The sequence below is a fragment of the Fodinicola acaciae genome (assembly GCF_010993745.1).
Taxonomy (GTDB): domain Bacteria; phylum Actinomycetota; class Actinomycetes; order Mycobacteriales; family HKI-0501; genus Fodinicola; species Fodinicola acaciae.
In genome coordinates, this window is record NZ_WOTN01000004.1 from 398849 (window position 1) to 417119 (window position 18271).

The following is an 18271-nucleotide window of genomic DNA, read 5'->3' on the forward strand; positions in this document are numbered from 1 at the left end:
TTCTGCGTGTTTGGGCCTGCCGCGCTGGGACCCGTCCCGGCGACTCGATAACGTTGCGGTAGGAGCCAGGAGGGAGCCGAGGTGCCTGACGCAGGCGACAACGAGTCGCGGCCGGTCGACGGGCCACCGTCCGGCGCCAAGCCGTGGCCGGCCGAGTCCGACCCGCCGGCGACCGCCGGCCCGCCGGACGAAGGCGAGACCGCACCGATCGATCCGGCGTTGCTGAAGATCGCGCGGCAGGAGGCGGCGCGTACGGCGGCCGGTGCGGCTGACGAGGAGGAAGCCGAGCCGGAGAAGCCGAAGCGGCTCGGCCCCAAGCCTCCTGAGCTGCGTGGCCGGCCGGCGGTGCCACCGGCCCAGCCGACCACAGCGCTGCCACCGGCGTTCCCGCCAGGCCCGAAGACGCCACCACCGATGCCATCGCCGTGGGCTCGTCCCGGCAGCCAGCCACCGCCCGTCCCGCCCGCGGTCCCATCAACAGTCCCGCCGGCAGTCCCGCCGGCAGTCCCGCCGGCAGTCCCGCCGGCACAGCCGTCCACCGGCACGCCGTACGCCGGGCCGCCACATCCCGGCCCCGGTCACACCGGCCAACAACCGGCGATCCCGCCACATCCAGGTCCCGGACACACCGGTCAACAGCCGGCCATCCCGGCCACCGGCCCCGGTTACGGTGCGCCGCCGCGAAAGCGCGGCCGGGTCTGGTGGATCGTCGGTGCCGCGGTCGCGGCCTTCCTGTTGATCGCCGGCTGCGCGGTCGGCGTGACGCTGGTCGTGGTGCCGTCGATGGCCAGCCAGGCGATCGAGCAGGGACAGTGCGTGAAGCGCGCCGGTGACCGTACGCTCGTGCCGGCCAACTGTCAGACTCCCGGCGCGCTGAAGGTGCTGCAGCGGCTCGATGGCACCGTCGACGGCTCGAGGTGCCCGAAGCAGACGACGACCGTCTTCACCCATCGCGAGGACGACGACCCGTACGTCCTCTGCCTCGGCCAGCCGTGAAACCGCAGGGACTCCCTGCGTGCACTTGGCCCAAGTAATACTTGGCTAACAAGACATCAAACCGGGCAATTGGCACCCCTGGACATTGAGCTCGACCCGGCGAGCAGTCAGAACAGCATTACTCGCCTCAGCAGTCACACCCCACCAGAGGGGCTGACGGTCACGCAGGCGTGAAAGCCGTGTTTCTTTGCATCCAGCGCCAGTAACTCGACATTCACCCCACCGATAAACCTCACAAGACAGACATTTGGCGTTAGGGAGTCCCTGCGGCTGATGGCTCAGTGCGAGACGACCGCGCCGGTCTTCTCGTCGAGGATCAGCGACCGCGTGTTGGGCCGCTGGTAGAAGTTGAACAGGCCGTTCCACCACGGCGACCCGATGCTGGTCGCGCGCGTGTCGTAGGAGTTGTCGCCGATCCGGCCGACGCCCCAGTTGTCCTCCACGAACCGGATGATCGAGGTCTGGTCGGTGACCCGGTGGTCGACGGAGTTGACCCGGCTGTACGGCGAGATGACCAGCAGCGGCGTACGCGGGCCATAGCCGCACCGGTCGAGCTTGTGGCCGGCGGCCGGCTTGCCCTGGCAGGCGGCCTGGTCGAGGTTCTGGTCCTGCGAGCCGTTCACCAACGGCGGCATGACGTGGTCATACCAGCCGTCGGAGTCGTCGTAGGCGATGACGACCGCGGTCGACTTCCACTCCGGCGACTTCTGCAGCTGGTTGATCTCCCTGACCACGAACGCCTGCTCGTCCAGCGGGTCGGAGTAGCCGGCGTGGCCGTCCTGGTATTGCGGCGCCTTCAGGAAGCTCACCGCCGGCAGGTGGTTGGCCTTCACGGCGGCGTCGAAGTCGGTCACGTCGTACTGGTGGTTGGCCTGGTCGGTGCTGCCGATAGCGGCCACCGACGACGGCGGCAGGTGCTTGGGGTTGGCGGTGGACTCGTAATACTGGAACGGCTCGTGGTGCGGGCTGTAGTCCACGACCGAGTTGCCGCCGACGTTGTTGTGCTTCGTGCCGCAGACGGCGTATCCGTTGGCCGTGCCGGTGGGCTTGAAGCCGCCCTGGAACCAGCCCCAGCTGATCTTCTTCTTGTTCAGCAGGTCGCCGATGTTCTGGCCGGTCATCACGCCGAGTGCGTTTTTGCTGGTGTGGTTGGCATCCGAGCAGTCGTCGAAGGCCGGGTCGGGGTCGTTGGTCATCGTCCCGACGCCGTTCTTGTCCGGCGACTGCACCGTGTACGAGTCGCTCACCTTCTCACCGGTGACCGAGTCGACCGCGTAGATTCCGTGCGTCTGGCCGGAAACCAGGTTGATCGCGCCGGGCGACGACGGACCGTAGACGGAGTTGAAGGAGTTGTCGCTCATCGCGTAATGCTGCGCGTAATTCCACATCGCGGTGACGGTGTTGCCGTCGTAGTAGTCCATCACCAGGCCCGGCTCGCCGAACAGGATCGGCTGGCCGGTGCACTTGTCGGTCTCGGTGTGCTGGACGAACTGGTCGACCTTGCCGCCGTTGTAGGCCTGCTGCTCGTTCTTGTAGTTGTGGTTCTGGTCGCAGGTCATCGCCTGCGACGGCGCGAGCCGCTTGGGGTTGTAGAGATTGGGGTTGTGGGTCAACAAGGCCGGGCTGAGGCCGTTGATCCGCGGCGTGTTCGACTTCGGATGAAACGGCGTGCCGTCGGCGTTGGTGGCGTGTGGGTAGGTGCCGAAGTAGTGGTCGAACGAGATGTTTTCGCCGAAGATCACCACCACGTGCTTGATCGGCGTCGACGTGTGGCTGTGGCCGGCCGCGTCGAACATCGTCACCGAGTCGCCGCTGGCCACCTGCGCCGCGGCCGTCCCGCCGGTCGCGGCCAGCGCCACCGCCGAGACGCCGGCGACCAGCAACGCCACCGGGTGGCGCCGCCGGAGCTCCTTCACCTTCTGCATCATGAGCTGGTTTTCCCCTCCGATCGGAACAGGCCGCGACCCAGGAAGTCGGCGCGGTCCCGTACGCCTGGCAGCACGTAGAAATAGCCGCCGCCGTACGGTGAGATGTAGTCGACCAGCGGCTCGTCCACGAGCCGGGTCTGCACGGCCTCGAACTGCCGTACCAGATCCTGTTGGTAGCAGACGAAAAGCATCCCCATGTCGAGGTTGCCGACCTCGTCGACGCCGTTGTCGTAGTTGTACGGCCGGCGCAGCAACACGCTCGACGCGGTTTTCGCCGTGCGCGGGTTGGCCCGCCGGATGTGGCTGGTCAGCGGGATCGTCGAGCCGATCGGGTCGGCGGCGAAGTTGGGGATGTCCGTCTCGTGGTTGCCATCCAGCGGCGCGCCGGTGTCGCGGCGGCGGCCGAACATGTTCTCCTGCTCGGACATCGCCACCCGGTCCCAGAACTCGACCAGCATCCGGATCAGCCGGACGACCTGATAGCTGCCGCCGGCGGCCCAGGCCGGCTCCGACTTTCCGCTCCACACCAGCTGTTTCATCAGCGACACGTTGGAAGCGGCCGGATTCGCCGTGCCGTCCTTGAAACCCATCAGGTTGCGCGGCGCGCCGTCCGGCCGCGACGGCGACAGGAAACCGTCGGCGCGCCACCGGATCTGCATGCCGCCGCGGGTGTGCCGGGCCAGGTCCCGCAGCGCGTGGACGACCGTGTCGCGGTTGTCGGCGCAGAGCTGTACGGAGATGTCGCCGTGGCAGAGCTCGGGTTTGAGAGCGTCGTTGGGAAACGTCGTCATCGGCTTGAGCTTCGCCGGCTTCCGCGCCGCCAGTCCGTATCGCTGGTCGAAAAGCGACGCGCCGACGCCGACCGTGACGGTCAGCCGGTCAGGTCGTACGTCCGGGCCAACCACACCGGAGTCCGTTGGCGGTGCCGAGATTCCGGTGTCCAGCGGCCGGCCGCCAATGCACAGGAAACGTGCGCGATCGGTGATCGTGCGGAACAGGTCGGCCAACTCGTCCTGACTGTCCACAGTGGAGTCGAAGGAGACGATCGTCGCCTCTTTTTGTTGTGGTGTCACGACCCCGGCCTGTGTCGTGCCGTGAAACGGTACGGCCACGGAGCCTGCCGGCTCGGCCTCGGCCGGCGTCGACCTGTTGCTCGCCTCCAGGCCGATGGCCGCTCCGGCGGCCGCCGCGATGCCGCCGGTGATGGCTCCGGCGATCAGCCGCCGGCGCGGAATGGCCGTCACGAGACCCTCCGCGCGTCGCAGATGACGGCGATCGGCGCGAGCCGTTCCAACGCGTCGCCGAGCGCGCTGCTGATCGCCTGTCGCCGAGCCGTGGGCAACGCGCCGAACGGCTGGCCCCGACCGGTGTCCAGGGCTGTCTGCAGGCGGTTGAGCGACACGTCCAGAGCCGGCAGACCGGCGTATCGGCCCTGCAGCACCGGCCGCAAGGTGCCGAGCACCATCCGGGTGCCGTCCAGGTCAGCCTCGGTGGTCGCCACCATGCTGTCGCTGCCGTAGTCGGTGTGGCCGGTCAGCTCGTCGCGCGAGGCGTCCTCGAGGATCTCGTGCGTACGCAGGCCGAGATCGCGCGGATCGACCTGCGCGTCGGCAAACTGCGACTGCAATGTCCTCGTGTCGGCCAACAGCTTGTCGGCGAAGGTCTGCAACGACGGCGGCGGCGCGTTGTGCCACAGGCCGTACTCGATCCGGTGGAAACCGGTGAAACCCGCGTCCGTGACGCCGCCAGGCAGGCCTGCGGTCGTGCCGTTGATCGGTCCGTCGATGTCACCGAAGGCGTCGTACGCGGCACCGAGCCGCTGGTAGGACAGGTGCGCGGTCAGCCAGGCCGCCTGCGCCGACGCGCGGTCGCCGGACGCGACCGCCTGCCGCAGGGCCGTCGTGTCGCGGATGAGCGTGCCGATCCCGGCGGAGACCAGCCGTTGGTACGCGCGCACCGGCGCCACCAGGTCGGCCCGCGTCACCGGGCGTATGCCGCTGGTGCCGGTCGCCGCGCCGCCGATCCGTACGGTCGGACCGGTGATCGGGTCGGTGTCCTCGATGACGCATTTGAGTGCGTACGCGCCAGCCGGCAGCGACACGTGCATCGGCCGCGTGGTCGCCGGTCCGAGTGCCTCGACCTCGGCGAACACCGTGCCGGACGCGGCGTCGACGACGTATGCCTCGGCGCTGCGGTCGTCGAGGTTGTGCACGTAAAGAACCTGGTCGCCGGCGTGCGGCGCGTTCCAGCCGTCACCACAGCCGCTGCGCGCCACCGTGAGCGTGTTGTCCGGCTGTCGCGGACCCGGCGCGAGCGTACGCGTCACCAGAAAGGCGGCGACGAAGGCCGCCACGGCGATGATCACGTACACCGGCCACCACCAGCGGCGGCTGGCGATCAGGCCGGACACGGCGCCGTGTTCCGCACTGCGGTGAGCCTCCAGCGATTCTTTACCGAACTTTGACGTAACATTTACCGCATATCGGTATCCGTCGGATATCTTGGCTGGCTGGGCTCGCCGAAGCAAGACACGCCGCGTGCCGTCCAGGCGAACAACACATGATGAACGCGCAGCGCTCAGGCCTGTTACGGGACAAAACCGAGTTGTCCCGCAACAGGCCTGAATGGGTCAGTGGCCCGAACCGGCCGTGGTCAGCTCTTCAGGCCGGAGGTCTTGATCGACTCGACCAGCCGGCGCTGCAGGATGAAGAACATGATCATCGTCGGCAGCGCGGTCAGCGTGGAGCCGGCCAGCAGGTAGGACCAGTTGGCGCCGCCACCGACGGTGACCTGGTCCTGCAGCAGCTGCAGGCCGACCTGCACGGTGAACAGCTTGTCGTCGGCGATCACGATCAGCGGCCAGATGAACGCGTTCCAGTTGGCCAGGAAGAAGAAGACGGTCAGCGAGGCCAGGATCGGCCGGGACAGCGGCAGGATCAGGTGCCAGTAGACCCGCCAGTGACCGCAGCCGTCCACGATGGCCGCTTCCTCCAGCTCCTTCGGAATGGTGATGTAGTACTGGCGGAGCAGGAAGATGCCGAAGGCGTTGAACAGCGCCGGCACGATCAGGCCGGCGTAGTTGTTGAGCATGTGCAGCTCGCGGACGATCACGAACAGCGGGATCAGGATCACCGGCGCGGTCACCAGCAGGGTCGAGAAGACCAGGACGAAAACCGTGTCCCTGCCCCGAAAACGCAGCCGTGCCAGCGCGTACGCGGCCATCGAGTGGAACAACAGCGCGACGACGGTGACGATCGCCGACACGAAGAAACTGTTGAGCATGTAACGCAGGAACGGCACCTGCGTGAAGATGAAGACGAAGTTGTCCAGGGTCGGATGCGCCGGCCAGAACGCGCCGGTGCTCGCCTCGGTCTGGGTCTTGAAGCCGCCGGTGAACAGCCAGAGCAACGGAAACAGCGCGAAGATCGCGACCAGCACGGCCACGACGAACTGAGCGACCGTGGCCGGACGCATCTTTCGGCGCGTACGCACCAATGTCTCAGTCGCCATAGCTGAACCTCCCGCCTCGGGTGGTCAGGAAGATCGCGGTCGAGCAGATGAGCATGATGACCACCAGGAAAGTGCCGATCGCGGCGGCGTAACCGTATTCGCCGTACTGGAAGGCCTGTTGGTAGATGTAGAAGATCAGCACGTTGGTGCTGTTGGCCGGGCCACCTTTGGTGAGCACGTAGATCATGTCGAAGGCGCCGGTCAGCGCGGCCACCGTCGAGGTGAGCAATACGAAGAAGCTGGTCGGCTTGAGCAGCGGCCAGGTGATGTGCCGGAAGTTGGACCACGCGCTGGCGCCGTCGATCCGCGCCGCTTCGTAGTATTCCAGCGGGATGTCCTGCAGGCCGCCGAGCAGGATCACCATGTAGTAACCCATCTGGACCCAGATGGTCACCGCGATCGCGGTGCCCAGCGCCAGGTTGGGGTTGCCGAGCCAGGCCTGCGGCGGAATGCCGAACCAGCCGAGAAACTGGTTCACCACACCGACCTGCTCGTCGAGCATGAAGCGCCAGATCAGCGCCACGACCACGATGCTGATCGAGAACGGCAGGAAGTAGGCCGTACGGAAGAAACCGACACCGGGCAGTTTTTGCTTGACCAGCAAGGCAAGCAGCAGGCTGACCACAAAACCGCCGGGCACCAGCACGAAAACGTAGATGAGCGTCGTACGCAGGCTGGACATGAACACCGGGTCGGCGAAGATCCGCTGGTAGTTGCCGAAGCCGACGAAGTCGTACTGGCCGAAGCCGCTCACCTGGAACAGGCTGAGCACGAAGGACAGGATCATCGGGATGCCGACGAAGACGGTCAGGCCGATCACGTCCGGCGCCAGGAACAGCGCGGCCGCCCAGCCTTCCCGCTGTTTCCGGCTGAGGCCGGGTTTTCCCTGCGTCGCGACGGTCTTGGTACGCGAAACGTGCGGGGCTACGCTTGTGGTCACAGGATTTTCGCCCCCTCGTACGACTTGAGGTACGCGTCGATGGACGCTGCCGCGATCTCGGCTTCGTCGGCCGCCTTGTGGCCGGCCAGCATGGTGTTCTGGATGGCGTCGGAGATCGCCTTGTAGATCACCGGCGGATAGCGCGGCTCACCGCGGGTGCCGGGATAGATGTCGTCCTTGAACTTCTTCATGACCGGCGAGCTGTAGCCGCCCCGGGCGGTGCCGAGGTCCAGCGCCGACTTTCGCGGCGAGATATCGCTTTTCGCGACCGTGCACCAGTCGGCGACCCGCTTGACCGAGTCGGGGCTCATCGAGCCGACCGCCTCCACGCAGAACTTCGCGGCCGCCTCCGGGTTGCGGCCGTTCTTGTTGGCGCAGAAGGCCCAACCGCCGGCGATGGTCGCGTAACGGCCGCCCGGCGGGGTCGGCAACCGGAAGATGCCGTATTTGGTTTTCGGCAGCCGCAGGCGAAAGTCCGAGACGTTCCAGATGCCGCTCTGCCACATCGCCGCCTGGCCCTTGTCCAGGCCGGCCGGCAGGTCGCCGGCGGCCACCGGTGTCCGCGGCGAGACGCCTCTGTTGACGCCGTCCTGGAACAGCTGCAGCGCCTGGATCGCCGCCTTGGAGTCGAAAACCGACTGGCCGTTGGGCCCGACCGCGTCACCGCCACCCTGCCACATCCACGGATACCAGGTGAAGTTCTGGTAGTAACCCTGCACCGGCTCGAAAACCATGCCGTAGCGCGATGGCGTCTGCAGTTTCTTGGCCAGCTCCAGCAGATCTTCCCAGGTCTTGGGCAGGTCGGCCTCGGACAGGTGCGCCTGCTCGAAAACCTTCTCGCTGTAGTAGATCGCCAGCGGCTCCTGCTCCATCGGCAGCGCGTACACCTTGCCGTCGGCCATCCTGGTGTCCAACGCACCGGGCAGATAGTCGGCGATCGCTTCCTTGGTCATGAACGGCGTGAGGTCCATCAGCACGCCGCCGTTGAGATAGCGCAGGAAATCGCCCGGACTGATCAGGAAGATGTCCGGTCCGCTGCCCGCCGCGAACGCCGTTTGCAGCTTGTTGGTGTTGGTGTAGTTGGGGATGAACACCGCCTGCACCTGCTGCTTGTTCTTCTTGTTCCAGTCGGCGATGTAGGTGTCGAACCAGCCGCCCTGGGCGATCGAGGTCGGCGTACGCAGTGGGTTGGGGGTGTAGAAGTTCCAGAACTGCAGCGGCTCCGAGCTGGTCGCCGCGGACTTTCCGCAGCCGGCCAGCGCGGTCGCGCCGACGGCCGCGGCACCGACCGCGGTGGCGCCGGCCTTGAGCAGGCTGCGGCGAGAGATGCCGGTCGCCATTTTCTGCCTCCTGCTTTTAGATAACCTCGATGTGATCGCGGTGCGGGGTCGCCGGGTTCTGGCCGGCGGGGGTGTCCAGATACCAGAAGGCGGTCGAGGCGATGTCGTCCTGCAGCGGCAGATAGCGACCGCTCTGGCCGCGCCAGCCGAGCGCCTGGATCGTCACGCGTACGTCCTCGGTGAACCGGATCGGATCCGGGATGTGCCAGCGATACATGCCAAAACGCTGCTGGCTGCGATAGAGGCCGTCCGGCCGGAGCACCTGGTTGAGGCCGAGGAACGGTGTCGTGAACGCCGTGTAACCCTGCTCCGGCACGTCGAAGTTCCAGGCGCCGCCGAAGTAGTCCTCGGTGCCGGTGCCGCAGATGGTCGGAAACTCCTGGTCGCCGTCCAGGAAGAACTTGATCTCGCCTTCGCCCCACCAGCCGGAGTTGTTGACGCCCCAGGCGAGGTAGGTCCCGACGTAATGGCCGGCACCTCTGACACCGTCCAGGACGGTGTGCACCTCCTGGTATGGCAACGGGTTGCTGCGCCGCCATTGCGCGTGGAAATAGCTGGCTTCCTCGGCCACCTCGGTCACGCTGTAGTCGACCTGGTAGTAGAGCACCACATCTTCGTCACCGAGGTTTTCCAGGGTGATTTTCGCGGCCCGCCGAAACGGCATTTCCCAGTAGCTGTTGAAGCCGCCGTTCGGGTTGACCGCGACCGGCAGCGAGCTCACCTGGCTGAACTGTCCCCAGCCGTTGCAGAAAAAGTCGCCCAGCGGCACTTCGACCGCCGGCTGGCTGTCGTTTTCCCAGTAGAACCGCAGCAAAGTCTTGCGCCAGGCGTGGTAATGCGTCGTCATCCAGATGTGCTGGATGATGCCGCTGCCGGTGATGTCGGCGATGGTGTACGTGTCGCCGGCGGCGATTTTCACGCTCGGCGAGACTTTCCAGCCACGGCCGAGGTTTCCGGCCGCGTACGCGCCGGTGCCGTCCTCGGCCATCGCGCCGCGGCCCTTTTCGCCGCTGACGTTTTCCGCCGAGATGGATCTGGTCTGCGCCGTGCTGCGGAGGGAGAGTTGACCGAGCCCGAAACCTGCTGTCACGGTGTGATTCCTTGTTAACCGAGGGTGAGCGAGTAAACGATTTCTCGTGACCTTAAGTCCGGCTTGTGACCCACGTCAAGCCGGCGCCTGAACTGGCTATCGAGCTGTCCGGTTATCACCAGAAATGTATTCTGGCAACGCTGTCAGCCGAGCCGGTAGACACGTCTGGCGGTGGTATCCGACACCGCTTCGCGCTCGCCTGGAGTGAGGCCGGACAGCAGGTCGCGCGCGGTGTCGAGGACGCGCTCGTACGAGCCGGCCAGCGTGCAGACCGGCCAGTCGGAGCCGACCATCACCCGGTCGGGTCCGAAGGCGTCCAGGACGGTCTGCGCGTACGGCCGGAGGTCGTCGACCGTCCACCGCGACCAGTCGGCCTCGGTGACCAGGCCGGACAGCTTGCAGGTGACGTTGTGGCAGGCCGCCAGGCGGCGTACCAGCGTCGTCCACGGCTCCAGCTCACCTGCCGCGACCGGCGGCTTGGAGCAGTGGTCGAGGACGAACGGCACGTCGGCCAGCTCGGTCGCCGTCTCGATGGCGGCTTCGAGCTGGTGCGGCAGCGTCAGCAGCTCGTACACCAGGCCGGCGTCGCCGACCGCGCGCAGGCCGCGGCGTACGTCGTCGCGGCACAGCCAGCGCGGATCGGGTTCACCCTGCACCTGGTGCCGGATGCCGCGCAGAAAGCCGCCTCCGCGGCCCGCTCGCAGCTCGGCGAGGCGCTCGGCGACCGATTCGCCGGTCAGGTCGACCCAACCGGTCACAGCGCCGATGAGCGGCTCGTTCTCGGCGATGGCCAGCAGCTCCGGCGTCTCCTCGGCGACCGTGACGGTCTGTACGACGACCGTCGTGTCGACACCCGCCGCCTCGGCCAGCGGCCGAAGATCGTCGACGGTGAAACTCCGCCGGATCGGCGCCATCGCCTCACCGGTGATCCAGTCCTGGTCGCGTACGTCCAGGTCCCACAGGTGGTGATGCGCGTCCACCGTCATCAGTTCTGCGACTTTCCACTCGTCAGTCGTGCGAGGACGAGCGCGATCAGGATGATGACGCCGTAGATGGCCTGGTTCCACTGCGCGGAGACACCGGCGAGCACCAGGATGTTCTGGATCAGGCCGAGGACGATCACGCCGCACAGCGCGCCGAAAAGGGTGCCACGGCCGCCGTCGAGGCTGATGCCGCCGATGACCGCCGCCGCGAACACGGTGAAGATCATCCCGGAGCCCTGGTTGGCGGCGACCGAGCCGAGCCGGCCGGCGAGCATCAGACCGGCAAGTGCGGCAAGGAAACTCGCGACGACGAACGCGCCGAGCAGCACGCGGTCGGCGCGGATGCCGGCCGCACGAGCGGCGTCGACGTTTCCGCCGACGGCGTACAAAGAGCGTCCGCCGCGGAAGAATCCGAGCGTGATCATGCCGATGGCGAAGATGACCGCGCAGATCCAGATCGACGCGGGCATCCAGAGCCAGCTCGCCGAGCCGAGATAGAAAAACTCCGGCGGAGCGTTGAAAAGGCTTTTGCCGCCAGTGAAACCGATGACGCCACCACGCAGCACGATCAGCATGCCAAGCGTCACGATGAACGCGTTGAGGCCACCGCGTACGACCAGGAGACCGTTGAGCAGTCCGACCAGCACGCCGACCAACAGGCAGATCGGAATGGTCCAGATGCCCGGCAGTCCGAGATAGGTCGCCACCAGCAGGCCAAGCGCTGGTGCGAGGCCGATGGTCGACTCCAGCGACAGGTCGAACCGGCCGGCGATCAGCACGAGCGCTTCGGCCAGTACGAGCAACGAAAGCTCGGTCTGCTGCTGGAGGACGTTGATCAGGTTTTCCGGTGTCAGAAAGGTCGATGGCGACACGAGGACGCCGACGATCATCAGCACGAGAATGGCCGGCAGCAGTGCCAGGTCGCGCAACCGGCTGACCAACAGCGAGTTGGTCGCCCCGCGGACCGGCGCCTGTTTAGCCAATGACGTCACTGACCCCCTCCATCCCGGCCACCAGGTCGGCGTCCTGCCAACCGCGTGCACGCTCGTCGGTGACCCGGCCGGCGAACATCACCAGCACCCGGTCGCAGCCGCGCAGGTCGTCCAGCTCGTCGGAAACGATCACGGCCGCTTTCCCAGCGGCTGCCGCGTCGTCGACCGCGGCGAGCAGAGTCTCCTTTGCGCGTACGTCCACCCCGGCCGTCGGCCCGATCAGCACGAGCACCTCGGGCTCGCTGGCCAGCGCCCGCGCCATCACGACTTTCTGTTGGTTGCCGCCGGAAAGACCGGTCAGCGGCAGGCCGACCGACGGCGTCTTGATGTCCAGCGACTCGATGGCCTGCCGCGCATGCTCCGCACGCGCTTTCGGCGAGACGAACCCGGCCGAGCCGAGCCGGTCCCAGATCGTCATCGTCACGTTTTCGGCCACCGACATGCCTGGCACGAAGCCGGTCGCACGCCTGTCCTCCGGCACGAAGCCGATGCCGGCCTTCAACGCGGCCGGCACGCTGCCGGGACGTACGCGTTTTCCGGCGGCTTCAACGGAACCGCCGGTCGGCGCCCGCATGCCGGCCAGCGTTTCGGCCAGCTGGACGGCACCGCTGCCGGCCGCGCCGGCGATGCCGACGATTTCGCCTGGCGCGACGTCGAAAGACACGTCCGCGTACGAGCCGGTCAGGCTCAGGTTTCGGACGGCCAGCGCCTTCGCGCCGGTTTTCCTTGCCGTTACGGCCGTACGCTCACCACGCAGGTGACCGGCACGCGACGCGTCCGGACCGGTCATCGCGGCGACCAACGCGTCGGTGTCCAGCTCGTCGACCGGCGCGGTGATGACGTGCCTGGCATCGCGCAACACGGTCACGCGTTGGCACAGCTGGTAAATCTCCTCCAGGTGATGCGAGATGTAGCAGAAGGTCACGCCGCGTTCCTGCAGGCCGCGGATCTTGCCGAAGAGCCGCGCGATGCCGGCGCCGTCCAGCTGCGCGGTCGGCTCGTCCATGATGACAAAGCGCGCGCCGTGGCTGAGCGCGCGAGCGACCTCGACCATCTGCCGTTGTTCCACGGTCAGATCCGCGGCCAGCTGGCCTGGCTTGACGTCCACGTCGTACGACTCGAGCAGCTCGGCGGCACGTTTTCGCAGCCGCGGCCAGGAAATCGGGCCGTGGCCACTTTGCCTGTTGAGAAACAGGTTTTCCGCCACGCTGAGCGTGTTGATGATGGTCGAGTGCTGATAGACGCAGGCGACCCGGCGCCGCCAGCCGTCCCGGTCGGTCAGGCTCGGCGCCGGTTCTCCGTTGAACAGCACGGATCCGGCGTCCGCACCGGTCAGGCCGGTGAGCAGCGAGACCAGCGTGGACTTGCCGGCTCCGTTGCGGCCGACCAGGGCATGCGTCTCGCCGGTCGCGATGGACATCGACACGTCGTCCAGCGCGACCGTCGTACCGAAGCGCTTGGTGAGACCGCGCGCCTCGGCGATTATTGGTTGGCCCACAGGCTCTTGTCCGTCGCGGCGACCGACTGGTAGGCGCCGATCTTCTCCGGCTTCACGGTCACCAGCGGCGCCGGCAGCTGGTCTTCCAGGCCGTTGGGCAGCTGGATGATGGTCGAGCCGTGATCGGTCGGCCCGGGCTTGAAAGTCTTGCCGGCAAGCGCGGCTTTCGCATAGAACAGGCCGTAATACGCGTACGTGTCGGCCGGTTGCGAGACGGTGGCGTCGATGTCGCCGCTCTGGATGCCGGTCAGCTCCTGTTTGATGCCGTCGTTGGAGACGATCTGGATGTGGCCAGGCGTGCCGGCCTTCTTCAGCAGGCCTTTCTGTTTGAGCAAAGCGATCGTCGGTGCGAGGAAGACACCGCCGGCCTGCATGTAGATGCCCTGGATGTTGTTGTTGGTCTGGCTCAACACGGTCTGCAGGCCGGCGGAGGCCTTGTCGGCCTTCCACTCGGTCGGCACCGCGTGCACCACGATCTTCGGATATTTGGCCTTCATGCAGCTGGCGAAGGCCTCCGACCGGTCACGGCCGTTGATGGAGGCCAGATCCCCCTGGAACTCCACGACGTTTCCGGCTCCGTGCAGCTTCTCGCCGAGATAGCTGCAGGCCTTTTCGCCGTATGCCTTGTTGTCGGCGCGTACGACCATGAAGACCTTGCCGGCGTCCGGCCGGGTGTCCACCGAGACGACCGGGATCTTCTTGGTGTCCAGCTGGTCCAAAGTGGACTTGATCGCGCCGGTGTCCTGCGGTGCCATCACGATCGCCTTGGCGCCGCGAGTGACCAGCGACTGCACGTTGGCGACCAGCGTGCCGATGTCGTTGTTGGAGTTGGTCGGCGGCAACAGTGTCACGCCGAGGCTGGATGCCTTCGCCGGCACGAAAGTGTTGTATGAGTTCCAGAAGTCGGAGTCCGATCGCGGGAAGTCGACGCCGATCTTCGCGCCACCGGCTCCGGACACGCCGCCACAACCGGTCAAGGCCAACGCCGTCACGGCGAGAAGGGTGACGACCCGCGATCGCTTCATCGAGACCTCACCTAACCGAAGATCCTATAGGGTCGCTTCATCTTTCTGGTTGGCCGCTGGACCTGTCAAGACGGCTTGTGGGTTTCGTCGAGCAAACCCTCGGCGACCAGCTCGCTCCACAGCTCCGCCGGCACCTCCTGACCGTACATTTCGACACCATCGATCACCTCGGCCGCACTGCGCGCACCGAGCAATATCGTCGCCACTGCCGGATGAGAGGCGGCAAACCGCAATGCGGCAGCTTTTAGCGATACACGATGGCGCGCGCAGACATCGCGCATCTTCAGGGCTTTGTCCACGATCGGCCGCGGAGCCACCCCGTAGTTGTAGAGCGCCTGGCCTTCCGGATCGGCGAGCACGCCGGAGTTGAAGACACCGCCGATCACCACGCTGACGCCGCGCTCGACGCAGGCCGGCAGCAGGTCGGCGGCACCGCTTTGGTCCAGCAGCGTCCAGCGACCGGCCAGCAGGACAGCGTCGATATCGGTCTCGCGGACGAACCGCGTCGGAATCCGCGACTGGTTCATGCCGACCCCGATCGCGCCGACGACCCCCTGCTCGCGCAGCTCGTGCACGCGCGCGTACGCGCTGGTCAGCGCCTCCTCCTCGTGGTCGTCCGGATCGTGAAGGTAGACGATGTCGACCCGGTCGAGGCCAAGCCGCGCCAGGCTCTCCTCCAGGGAGCGCGAGATGCCGTCGGCGGAGAAGTCGAACTCCAGGTCGGCCGGCTCCGCGTCGGCGAAGATGCCTTTGGAGCCGCCTTCGCGCGGATGCACCAGCCGGCCGGCTTTCGTGGACAGCACGTACGATCCGCGGTCGATGCCGGCCAGCGCGACCCCGAGCCGCCGTTCGGACACTCCATGACCGTACTGAGGTGCGGTGTCCAGATAGCCGATGCCGGCGGACAATGCGGTGGAGACGACCGCACGAGCCTCGTCGTCGGCGACATGACTGTAAAGGCCGCCGAGCGCGGCACAGCCGAGGCCCAGAGCGGTCACCGAAACGCCGCTGTGGCCAAGGTTGCGGCGCTCGCTGGCGAGATAGGTCATGCTGATCTCATTTCCTACATCGAATAGGCTGGATCTTTTCAGAAGGGGGTCGGTCATGGCATCCGTCCCGGTGGATCGGCCCGCGGTGCGGTTGCCGCAGCGCAACGTGCTCTCCGACGACGTGTACGAGTCGGTGAAAGCGCTGATCATGGACCATGTCGTCGAGCCTGGCGCGCGGATGTCCATCGACGGCCTGGCGCGCGATCTGCAGGTCTCGCCGACACCGCTGCGCGAAGCGCTGGCGCGGCTGGAGTCCGACGGACTCGTGGTGAAGCAGCCGCTGCGCGGCTATCGCTCGACGCCACTGCTGACCACCGAGGAGCTGACCGCGCTCTATGACTTCCGGCTGCTGATCGAGCCGTGGGCCGCGGCGCAGGCGGCCGCACGAATCGACGACGCCGGCTCGGCGGCGCTGCAGGAGGAGATGGAGACCGGCGCACACGTGCCGGAGGGTGGCGACTACGAGACGTTCAAGTCGCTGACCCTGCACGACACCCGCTTCCACGACCTGGTCGCGCGGCTGTCCGGCAACGAGCCGCTGCGGCTCGCCCTGGAGCGCACCCACTGCCACCTGCACACCTTCCGGCTCTATTACTCCAGCGGCATCGGCTCGCAGGCGGTCGCCGAGCACCGCGCGGTGGTGAAGGCGATCGCCGGCGGCCGGCCGGAAGCGGCCGAGAAGGCCATGCGGCGCCACCTGGAGAAGGCGCTGCGCCGGCTCGTGGTGGCGACCACCGACGGCGAATAGCGTCACAGGAAGTTTCCTATAGGAAATCCGAGCGGTTTGCTAGGGTCCTGAGTAAAGCCGGCTCTCGAGGGGACCTGCCATGCCGCGGATAAATGCCATCACCGTCTCCGACGTACGGTTTCCGACGTCCAAGGAGCTGGACGGCTCGGATGCGATGAACCCGGATCCGGACTATTCCGCCGCATACCTGACGCTGCACACCGCGGACGGTCCGGTCGCGTACAGCATGGTGTTCACCATCGGCCGCGGCAACGACGTGGTGGCCGCGGCCGTACGGTCATTGGCGCCGTACATTGTCGGCCGGGACGTCGACGACCTTTGCGGCGATCTCGGCGGTTTCTATCGGGAGCTGGTCTACGACTCGCAGCTTCGCTGGCTGGGCCCGGAAAAAGGCGTCATGCACATGGCGATCGGCTGTGTCGTGAACGCGGTCTGGGACCTGGCAACCCGCAGGGCCGGCAAGCCACTGTGGAAATATCTTTCCGACCTGACGCCGTACGAGCTGGTCGACCTGGTGGATTTCCGTTATCTCACCGACGCTCTCACCCGCGACCAGGCGATCGACCTGCTCACCGCACAGCAGGCCGGCCGCTCCGAACGCGAGACTTTGTTACGCGCCAAGGGACATCCGGCGTACACGACCACCCCGGGTTGGCTCGGCTATTCCGACGAGAAGCTGGCCCGGCTGGCGCAACAGGCGGTCGAGGCCGGTTTCGGCCAGATCAAGCTGAAAGTCGGCGACAACCTCGACGACGACAAGCGCCGGATGGCGTTGGCGCGCGAGGTGGTCGGCGACGACATCGGTGTGGCCACCGATGCCAACCAGCGCTGGGACGTGGCCGAGGCGATCGCCTGGATGAACGAGCTGCGCGACTTCCGGCCGGCCTGGATCGAGGAGCCAACCTCACCGGACGACGTCCTCGGCCACGCGGCGATCCGCCGTGGCGTGTCGCCGATCCCGGTCGCGACCGGTGAGCACGTACAGAATCGCGTTGTTTTCAAGCAACTCCTGCAGGCTTCGGCGCTCGACGTCGTACAGATCGACGCGTGCCGAGTCGGTGGCGTCAACGAAAACCTGGCGATTTTGCTGTTGGCGGCCAAATTTGGTACGCCGGTGTGTCCGCACGCCGGCGGCGTCGGCCTTTCCGAGCTGGTCCAGCACCTGGCGATGTTCGACTACGTGGCAGTGTCCGGCACGCACGCCGGGCGGCCGCTGGAGTGGGCCGACCACCTGCACGACCATTTCCAGGTGCCGGCGCGGATCAGCGGCGGCGCGTACGTGGCGCCGGACAGCCCCGGCATCGGTGCCGAGATGCATCCGGAGTCGGTGGCGCGGTTCAGTTTTCCGGACGGACCCGAATGGAGGAGCTCGTGACCGATTTCGACGGCACTGCGGCGATTGTCACCGGTGGAGCTTCCGGCATCGGCCTGGCCGCGGCGACGTTGTTGGCCAGCCGTGGGGCTCAGGTCGCCTGCCTGGACGTGAAAGCCGACGACGTACCGGCGCCGCTGGTCGGAATTTCCTGCGATGTCACCGATGACGCGGCCGTACGCGCGGCCGTCGACGCCGCCGTGGCGCGGTTTGGGCGGCTGGATGTCGTGGTGGCCAATGCCGGCGTCGGCGCGCAGGGGACGGTCGAGGACAACTCCGACGAGGAATGGCTGCGCGTCTTCGATGTCAATGTTTTCGGCGTCGCGCGTACGATCCGCGCCGCGCTGCCTGCTTTGCGGTCCTCCGACCGCGCTTCCGTGGTCGTCACGTCGTCCATTGCCGCTGTGGCTGGCATTCCGCAGCGCGCTCTCTACAGCGCGACCAAGGGTGCGCTGCACGCGCTGATGATGGCGATGGCCGCCGACGCGGTTTATGACGGCGTACGCGTGAACGCGGTTGCTCCCGGCACCGCCGACACACCGTGGGTCGGCCGGCTGCTGGACAGCGCTCCCGACCCGGCCGCCGAGCGAGCCGCGCTGGAAGCGCGCCAGCCGATGGGCCGGCTGGTGAGTGCCGACGAGGTCGCGCACGCGATCTGCTATCTGGCGTCGCCGCTTTCCGGCTCCACCACCGGCACGCTGCTCAACGTCGACGGCGGCATGTTTGGCCTGCGCCTGCGTCCCCGAAGCTGAAAAACGGAACGCCCCTTCCCGTGCGGCACGGGAAGGGGCGTTCCGTCT

The 18271-nt window shown here is 66.9% G+C and carries 16 protein-coding genes; 4 read left to right on the top strand and 12 right to left on the bottom strand.

All coding sequences use genetic code 11. The features are described 5' to 3' along the window. Positions 1–81 precede the first annotated feature (81 nt). Positions 82–996: an LppU/SCO3897 family protein gene (locus GNX95_RS37270; RefSeq protein WP_163512497.1), complete on the top strand. Its 915-nt coding sequence runs from the start codon at positions 82–84 to the stop codon at positions 994–996. A gap of 278 nt (positions 997–1274) precedes the next feature. On the opposite strand, the gene GNX95_RS37275 is transcribed toward GNX95_RS37270, so the two are convergent. The 12 genes from GNX95_RS37275 to GNX95_RS37330 all read right to left on the bottom strand — a co-directional run bounded on the left by GNX95_RS37275 (position 1275) and on the right by GNX95_RS37330 (position 15351). Then, complete coding sequence (locus GNX95_RS37275) at positions 1275–2912, bottom strand: phospholipase C (protein WP_222854237.1); 1638 nt, start codon at positions 2910–2912, stop codon at positions 1275–1277. An 8-nt stretch (positions 2913–2920) separates the two neighbouring features. Then, entirely contained in the window at positions 2921–4168 is a 1248-nt protein-coding gene (efeB, locus tag GNX95_RS37280; protein WP_163512498.1) for an iron uptake transporter deferrochelatase/peroxidase subunit, read from the bottom strand. Next, on the bottom strand, positions 4165–5334 hold the full coding sequence (locus GNX95_RS37285) for an EfeM/EfeO family lipoprotein (protein WP_222854238.1): 1170 nt from the start codon (positions 5332–5334) through the stop codon (positions 4165–4167). The genes efeB and GNX95_RS37285 overlap by 4 nt, the downstream gene beginning before the upstream one ends. Before the next feature lie 242 nt (positions 5335–5576). After that, entirely contained in the window at positions 5577–6434 is an 858-nt protein-coding gene (locus GNX95_RS37290) for a carbohydrate ABC transporter permease (protein ID WP_163512499.1), read from the bottom strand. Then, positions 6424–7374, bottom strand: a complete 951-nt coding sequence (locus GNX95_RS37295) for a carbohydrate ABC transporter permease (protein WP_163512500.1) — start codon at positions 7372–7374, stop codon at positions 6424–6426. Before GNX95_RS37295 ends, GNX95_RS37290 begins: the two co-directional genes overlap by 11 nt. Continuing rightward, positions 7371–8714 (bottom strand): ABC transporter substrate-binding protein, encoded by a 1344-nt coding sequence (locus GNX95_RS37300; protein ID WP_163512501.1) that lies wholly within the window; start codon positions 8712–8714, stop codon positions 7371–7373. Before GNX95_RS37300 ends, GNX95_RS37295 begins: the two co-directional genes overlap by 4 nt. 16 nt (positions 8715–8730) lie before the next feature. Next, positions 8731–9804, bottom strand: coding sequence for a glycoside hydrolase family 172 protein (locus GNX95_RS37305; protein WP_246281905.1), 1074 nt, complete (start codon positions 9802–9804; stop codon positions 8731–8733). Between the two features lie 143 nt (positions 9805–9947). Beyond that, positions 9948–10790, bottom strand: a complete 843-nt coding sequence (locus tag GNX95_RS37310) for an amidohydrolase family protein (protein WP_163512502.1) — start codon at positions 10788–10790, stop codon at positions 9948–9950. Further along, entirely contained in the window at positions 10790–11779 is a 990-nt protein-coding gene (locus tag GNX95_RS37315; protein ID WP_222854239.1) for an ABC transporter permease, read from the bottom strand. The genes GNX95_RS37310 and GNX95_RS37315 overlap by 1 nt, the downstream gene beginning before the upstream one ends. Continuing rightward, positions 11763–13277: a sugar ABC transporter ATP-binding protein gene (locus GNX95_RS37320; RefSeq protein WP_163512503.1), complete on the bottom strand. Its 1515-nt coding sequence runs from the start codon at positions 13275–13277 to the stop codon at positions 11763–11765. Before GNX95_RS37320 ends, GNX95_RS37315 begins: the two co-directional genes overlap by 17 nt. After that, positions 13262–14302, bottom strand: a complete 1041-nt coding sequence (locus GNX95_RS37325; protein ID WP_163512504.1) for a sugar ABC transporter substrate-binding protein — start codon at positions 14300–14302, stop codon at positions 13262–13264. The genes GNX95_RS37320 and GNX95_RS37325 overlap by 16 nt, the downstream gene beginning before the upstream one ends. A 65-nt stretch (positions 14303–14367) precedes the next feature. Then, entirely contained in the window at positions 14368–15351 is a 984-nt protein-coding gene (locus GNX95_RS37330) for an aldo/keto reductase (protein WP_163512505.1), read from the bottom strand. Between the two features lie 55 nt (positions 15352–15406). Here GNX95_RS37330 and GNX95_RS37335 point away from each other — a divergent pair, with 55 nt between their 5' ends. From GNX95_RS37335 to GNX95_RS37345, 3 genes are all read left to right on the top strand, one after another. Continuing rightward, complete coding sequence (locus tag GNX95_RS37335) at positions 15407–16099, top strand: GntR family transcriptional regulator (RefSeq protein ID WP_163512506.1); 693 nt, start codon at positions 15407–15409, stop codon at positions 16097–16099. A gap of 79 nt (positions 16100–16178) precedes the next feature. After that, complete coding sequence (locus GNX95_RS37340; protein ID WP_163512507.1) at positions 16179–17474, top strand: enolase C-terminal domain-like protein; 1296 nt, start codon at positions 16179–16181, stop codon at positions 17472–17474. Beyond that, positions 17471–18223, top strand: a complete 753-nt coding sequence (locus GNX95_RS37345; protein WP_163512508.1) for an SDR family NAD(P)-dependent oxidoreductase — start codon at positions 17471–17473, stop codon at positions 18221–18223. Before GNX95_RS37340 ends, GNX95_RS37345 begins: the two co-directional genes overlap by 4 nt. The last annotated feature ends 48 nt before the right edge of the window (positions 18224–18271 follow it).